Genomic DNA, 6,179 nt, shown 5'->3' on the forward strand with positions numbered 1-6,179 from the left:
TCGTGAAACTCCTGCCAATGGGCGGCAAGAACAGCGACACGTCGAGTTCACGGTGGCCGTCCAACACGTCGGAGTCGCCGGGCCAAAAGACGGTCGTTCCGGCGAGCGACAGCAGGTAGCCGACGCCGAACCCTTTCGGATGCACTGGCTCACCGTTGCTTTGGACGTGTGGGCCGCCCTCCTCGTTGTACGCCGGAACCGACCACGCATCACAGGGACCGACCGTCACGTGGTCCTCCTCGCCGATTCGAACGATGTCGTAGGGCAGTTCGGAGAGCGGTTTCACGTCACGGTCGATCTCGTCCGGGTTCACGCCGTCGTAGACGACGAGCGTGGCGTCGTCCGCCGCGACGCGCTCGATGCCGTCCGAATCGTAGTGGTGATCGTGCGTGACAAAGACGACGTCCCCGTCCTTCGCTCGATAATCCACCGGTTCTGGGTGGGCGGCGTCGGGGCTGTCCGGTTCCCATTCACCGGTCAGAACCCCGTACCGTCCGGGGTCGATGTACGCGACGAACCCGTCGTCGGTTTCGAGACGCACGGTCGCGTAGCCGAACCAGTCCACCGTCAGTCCGCCGTGTCGCACAGTCATGGGATTCGATAGGCGGGGTTCCGAAAAAAGGATTCGGATGGCGGAGATCGTCGGTGGCGGTCCGATTGGCCGAGAAAATGCCAGTTAGACGAAGAAATACCAGAGTAGGACTCCGACGACGACCCAAAACAGCAGGATCGACACGGCAGTGATCCATCCAACCACGCCGTCTTCCGTCTCCCGATCTTTCGATTTCTGGCGCGCGTCGGCCATCACGTCGTCGGGGATGCCCCGCCGGGCGAGGTACACGCCAAGGGGAATGAACACCACGTCGTCCGCGTAGCCGAGGACGGGAATGAAGTCCGGAATCGGGTCGATGGGGCTGACGGCAAGTCCGACCGTCACGAGGACGATAACTTTCGAGTACCACGGCGTCCGGGGGTCACGGCCAGCAATCGCCAACGCCGTGACTTCGCGGCGGAGGTCACGGGCCCGGTCGCGCCAGTTCGGCATCGTTCGGGTGGTCGTGATTGGCGAAAATAATCGTTCCGTCCGGAGACGGTGCGCAGGTCGAGCGGAACGTCGTGTCCTCGGAACGCGAGTTCGACCGTTACTGCATCTCAGCCAGCCGCTCGATCCGTTCCAACGAATCGGCGGACTCGGGCGTCTTGTCGTCGCGCACGCCGAGGAACCGTGGGAACCGAAGCGCGAACCCGGACGAGTAAGTCGGGGACTGCTGGATTTCCTCGTAGCCCACCTCGAAGACGACTTCCGGGGAGAGGTCCACGACCTGCCCGTCCTGCGTGGCGATGTGCGGTTCGAGCAGTTCGGTCAGTTCGGCGAGTTCCTCGTCCGTGATTCCAGTGGCGACTTTGCCGAGGGTTTCGAATTCATCGTTTTCGGTTCGTGCCGAGAGCAGGAACGTCCCGAGGAAACTCGCCCGGCGACCCTCGCCCCACTCCGCGCCGGTGACGACGAGGTCCACGGTTTCCACGTCGGGCTTTCGTTTCCGCCAGTTCTTCCCGCGACGACCCGGCGAGTACGTCGAATCGGGGTTCTTGAGCATGATGCCCTCGTGGCCCGCATCGAGCGCGTTCTCCTCGATGGCCGCGATTTCGTCCTCGTCTCCCGTGACCGTGAGCGCGGATACCCCGCCGGAGAGAATCACTTGAAGCCGGTCGTGGCGCTGGGTGAGCGGCGCGGTCAACAGGTCCTCGCCGTCGGCGTGGAGGCAGTCGAACGCCCGGAGTTCGACGGCGACCTCCTCGCGGGCACGCGCCACGTCGTGTTTGCGTCGGAACCGCCGGAGGACCTCCTGAAACGGCAGCGGTTCGCCGTCCGCCATCGCCACGACTTCGCCGTCCACGATGGCCGGAGCGGTGAGGTTCTCCTCCGCGTACTCCACGATTTCGGGCAGCGGGTTCGTCACCTCCTCCATGTTTCGCGAGAAGATCCGAACCTCCTCGCCGTCGTAGTGCAGTTGCACCCGCGCGCCGTCGAACTTCCACTCGACGCCCGCTCGCTCCCAATCCTCCAGCGCGTCCGTGACGGTGCCAGCCTGCGCGAGCATCGCCTGCACCGGTCGCCCGACTTCGAGTTGTAGCTCATCGAGCCCGGATTCGCCCTCGTCGCGGGCGACTCGGGCCACTCGTCCGTAGTCGTTCGATACCTGCAGGGCGCGTTGGACCGATTCGACCGGCACGTCGAATGCCGCCGCGATGGCGTCCCGAACCGTCCCCTGGCCGACGCCGATCCGCATCTCCGAGAGGACGAGGCGGGCCAGATATCGGGCTTCGTCGGAATCGGTGCGGTTGAACAGTCCGAAGAGGATGTCGATTTTCGTGTCCTGACTGCCCGACCCCTCGGTCGTGGCGAGCGCGTCGAGTTCGTTCGCCACCTCCGCGACGGTCAGTTCGTCCTGCCCGGCACCGAACGCCGCGAGTCCCCGTTGTCCCCCGAAATCGTAACTCGCCGCCACCGCGCCGATGTCCCCCAACTCGGCGAGTCGGTCCTCGACGTCGTCCGCCGAGACGTTCTGCCCGGCGGCGCGGGCGATGGCCGTGTAACACAGGTTCGGGCCGATGTCCAGCGTCGTCGAATCCCACGCCGGAAACACCCGCCCCTGTACGAACCGCGCCAGCACGTCCAGGTCGTCGTTCGCCGACGAGAGGAGGTCGGTCACCGCGTCGATGATGTCGGTATCCGCACTCAACTCCTCGATCTCCCCGGTCACCTCGGCGAATGCCGCGAACTCCATTATCGGGCGTTATTCTCGATCGGAGTTAAGCACACGGCTTTCGATTTCGGGGACGACGGCGGCTAGAATGAGTTCTGACTGAACTCGTCTTCTTTCGTGATGGGTGCGTTCGAGAGAAGTAGGAGTGAATCGAAATCACGGCGGAAGTACCACTTCACCGTAGCGTAATCTCCCCCGACACTTGTACGCACAGCAGAACCAAATCAACACGATAGTTCACTCACCATCACAACGAGAAAGCCCGTGGATTGAAGCGTCTGGACCGCACACCCCCTCGCATGACTTCGGACCTTGCGTCGCAGGTAAAAGACGTGTTGACGGTAGACAGGGAGGAGTTTCAGGCTCGTGTCGAGGAGGACGCAGAGGTCATCAAACGGGAACTGGAGGACGGCACGTTCGACAACCCGCAGGCCATCGTCGGGTTCGAGTACGAGTTCTACGCCGTGGACGGTGAGACGAAGGCGCTCTCGCGGGTTCCGCGCAGGCTCCTGTCGCTCATCGGCTTCGAGAAGGAACTCGGCCTGCACAATGCCGAGATGTCCACGAGTCCTCAGCCGCTGAACGAGTACGGGCTGGCGGCACAGGAATCCGAGGTGAAAGCCCGCCTCTCCGCGGCCGAAGACCGGGCTGGAGCCGAAGGAATGCGCCTCGTGAGCGATGGTCTCTGGACGATTCCGCCGACCGGCGAGACGGCGAGACGGTATCTCACCGACGGCGTCGAGGACGACGGGGTTCAAATAGCGGCGAACATGAGCAACTCGGTGCGGTATCACGCGATGGCGAACACGGGGGAGGCCGTCGGGATGGAACTCGACGCGCCGCACGTCTCGCTGACCTCGAAGACGGTGATGCCCGAGAGCCTCATCACGTCCATCCAACCGCACTATCAGGTGCCACACGCCCGCGACCTGCCGACGTACTTCGAGTACGCGACCCGTATCGCGGCCCCGCTGTTGGCCCTCAGCGTCAACTCACCCTTCTTCCCGCCGGATCTGTACGAAGACGCGCCAGCCGAGGAGATTGTGGACGAGGCGTGGATGGAGAACCGTATCCACGTCTTCGAGTCGGTGTTGAACGCCGACGACCCCGGCAAAGTTCGATTCCCGGACGACATCGAATCGGCGGCGGACGCTATCGACGACGTGGTCAACGACCGCACCATCGTGCCGATGCCCGTCTCCCGCTCGGACCGCTTCGACGACGAGTTCGCGCATTTCCGGTTGAAACACGGCACCTACTGGCGGTGGGTTCGTCCGGTGTTCGGCGGGTCCACGCGCGCCGACGCGAACGCGCGTATCGAGTTCCGCCCCATCGCCGCGCAACCGACGGTCCGCGACTCCATCGCGTTTCAGGCGGCGTTCGCGGGGTTGTTGGAGAGTACGTTCCGCCGGGAGCACCCGGTGCACCATCTGGATTGGGTCGTCGCACGGGACAACTTCTACAACGCCATGCGCGACGGACTCGACGCCGACCTCTACTGGATCACGAATTCCGGTGAGGAGACGACGGAGACGGACGAGTTGTTCAGCGACTTGTTCGCCCACGCGAAGGACGGTCTGCAAGCGCGGGGATTGTCGGACGAACAGGCGGCAAAATACCTCTATCCGCTCCGACAGCGCGCGCGCCACCATGTGACGCCCGCGGACTGGAAGAAACGGGAGGTAAAAGAACGGCTGGACGATGGGGCGTCGCTGGAGGATGCTATCTCGGGCATGCAACGTGCCTACATCGACCAACAGAAAGAGACGTTACTCGACGGCAGCTTTACTGACTGGAATTAGAGGACCTCGTCGAAGTCCTTGTGCCCGGTGATATCGACGCCTTCCTCGGTGATCTCGGCGAGGAAGACACCGTTGCCGCTGCCGGTGTCGCGCTCGACGGCGCTCTTGATACCGCGTGCGGCGACGGCCTTCGCTTCCTCGTTCGAGAGACCTTCCTCGTAATCCTGTTCGAGGACACCGTAGGCGAGTTGCATCCCGCTACCCGTGACGGTGTAGTCGTCGGCCATGACGCCACCGGCGGGGTCGAGGCTGTAGATGTGTGCGCCTTCCTCGTCGATACCGCCGAGGATGGGCGAAACCATGAAGAACGGGCCGCTACGGAGCATGTTGCCCGCGAGCGTCGAGAGGGCCTGCATGCTCATCTGCTCGCCGCGTCGGGACTCATAGAGGTTGGATTCGATGCGCATCGTTCGGATGAACGACTGTGCACCACCGACCGACCCGGCCATCGTCAGTGCGGCCGTCGGGTGGATCTGTTCGACCTTCTGGACGTTCTTGTTGGAGACGAAGCGACCGCCGAGGCTGGCGCGCATATCGGTCGCCATGACGACGCCCTCGCCGGTCGTGAGACCGATGGTGGTCGTCCCGGTTTTGTTGACGTTTTTCATATCGTCCTTCGAGAAGTTGTTCTCGGGGAGCGAACCGATTTCCGGCTCGTACGGGCTGGTGTCGTTGCCGCCGAAACGCTCCAGATTACGCGAGAAGTCGGAACCGTGCATTGGAGTACGCATTACCCGACCGTAGTCCGTCAGCACTGATAAAACCAACCCTTCCGGGGTGTGACTGCCGGAGAAAAACGAACCGCCGATTTCGATTATGCGCGCTTGGTGTTCTCGTAGGTCTTTTCGAGGGAGGCCATTATTCGGTGCATCGGGAACGGAACACCTGCACGTCGAGCGACGAGGGCGACCGGAAGCAGACAGATTCCGGCGAATACGCTCATCTGGTACAGGGCAAACAGTGTCGCGCGTCGTATCGGTGCGAACATTGCAACTTCACCCGTCCCTGAGCCGCACCCCTATAAATCCGTTATTGCTCTGAAATATTCATAACGATTTATACCTCCCTATCGGGGCGCTGCCGTCTATCGATTCAAACACACTTGTGTAATGCACAATTTTAGACGGGTTCGGTCCGGACGACGACGATGGTCACGCCATTCCAACGTCATCAATATGCGTAAGTTATGAGCATCATCATCGTCTCATGCGCGATATCGTTCCGATTTTGCTCCACGCTACGCGTGAACACCGTGCACATCACCTCCTGAAACCACACATCACCCCATGAAACCAGCGCTCATACTGTCATCCAGCTAGCCGAAAGGATTGACGCGTGTGGCCACGAATGGATATCCGTGAACGTCGTCGTCGAACTTCGACTCCCACGAGAGGAATTCGCACTCCACGAGTTGTTCCAGTATCGTTCCGACGTTCGAATCGAACTGGAACAAATCGTTCCGACACGGGAGTACTCGATTCCCTTCGTCTGGGTCGCGACCGCCGACCCGGCGTTTCTCGATACCGTCGCGTTCGATCAATCACCCATCGATTCCATGGAGGTTCTCAGCAGAACCGAAGACGGTGCCCTCTGTCGAGTCGTTTGGGCG

At 62.1% G+C, this 6,179-nt stretch carries 7 protein-coding genes; 2 read left to right on the plus strand and 5 right to left on the minus strand.

Annotation, left to right across the window (positions count from 1 at the left end):
- The 3 genes from WBV42_RS06080 to ligA form a co-directional block, all read right to left on the minus strand.
- On the minus strand, positions 1-592 hold a 592-nt coding region (locus WBV42_RS06080; RefSeq protein ID WP_423985232.1), incomplete at its 3' end, for an MBL fold metallo-hydrolase.
- 84 nt (positions 593-676) lie between these two features.
- The gene (locus WBV42_RS06085; protein ID WP_423985233.1) at positions 677-1,045 is read right to left on the minus strand and encodes a YkvA family protein; all 369 of its coding nucleotides are present in this window, start codon (positions 1,043-1,045) and stop codon (positions 677-679) included.
- A 97-nt stretch (positions 1,046-1,142) separates the two neighbouring features.
- Entirely contained in the window at positions 1,143-2,789 is a 1,647-nt protein-coding gene (gene ligA / locus WBV42_RS06090) for an ATP-dependent DNA ligase LigA (RefSeq protein WP_423985234.1), read from the minus strand.
- Positions 2,790-3,067: 278 nt separating this feature from the next.
- Between ligA and WBV42_RS06095 the strand changes: the two genes are divergently transcribed.
- Positions 3,068-4,570 carry a hypothetical protein gene (locus WBV42_RS06095; RefSeq protein ID WP_423985235.1) on the plus strand — a complete coding sequence of 501 codons (1,503 nt, stop codon included), beginning with the start codon at positions 3,068-3,070 and terminating at the stop codon, positions 4,568-4,570.
- Here WBV42_RS06095 and psmB read toward each other — a convergent pair.
- Both psmB and WBV42_RS06105 read right to left on the minus strand, forming a co-directional pair.
- Complete coding sequence (gene psmB, locus WBV42_RS06100) at positions 4,567-5,301, minus strand: archaeal proteasome endopeptidase complex subunit beta (RefSeq protein WP_066146544.1); 735 nt, start codon at positions 5,299-5,301, stop codon at positions 4,567-4,569. The genes WBV42_RS06095 and psmB overlap by 4 nt on opposite strands.
- A gap of 83 nt (positions 5,302-5,384) precedes the next feature.
- Positions 5,385-5,558, minus strand: coding sequence for a hypothetical protein (locus tag WBV42_RS06105; protein WP_253226273.1), 174 nt, complete (start codon positions 5,556-5,558; stop codon positions 5,385-5,387).
- 369 nt (positions 5,559-5,927) lie between these two features.
- Here WBV42_RS06105 and WBV42_RS06110 point away from each other — a divergent pair.
- On the plus strand, positions 5,928-6,179 hold a 252-nt coding region (locus WBV42_RS06110), incomplete at its 3' end, for a bacterio-opsin activator domain-containing protein (RefSeq protein WP_423985236.1).

Source organism: Haladaptatus sp. (assembly GCF_049589095.1).
Classification (GTDB): domain Archaea; phylum Halobacteriota; class Halobacteria; order Halobacteriales; family Haladaptataceae; genus Haladaptatus.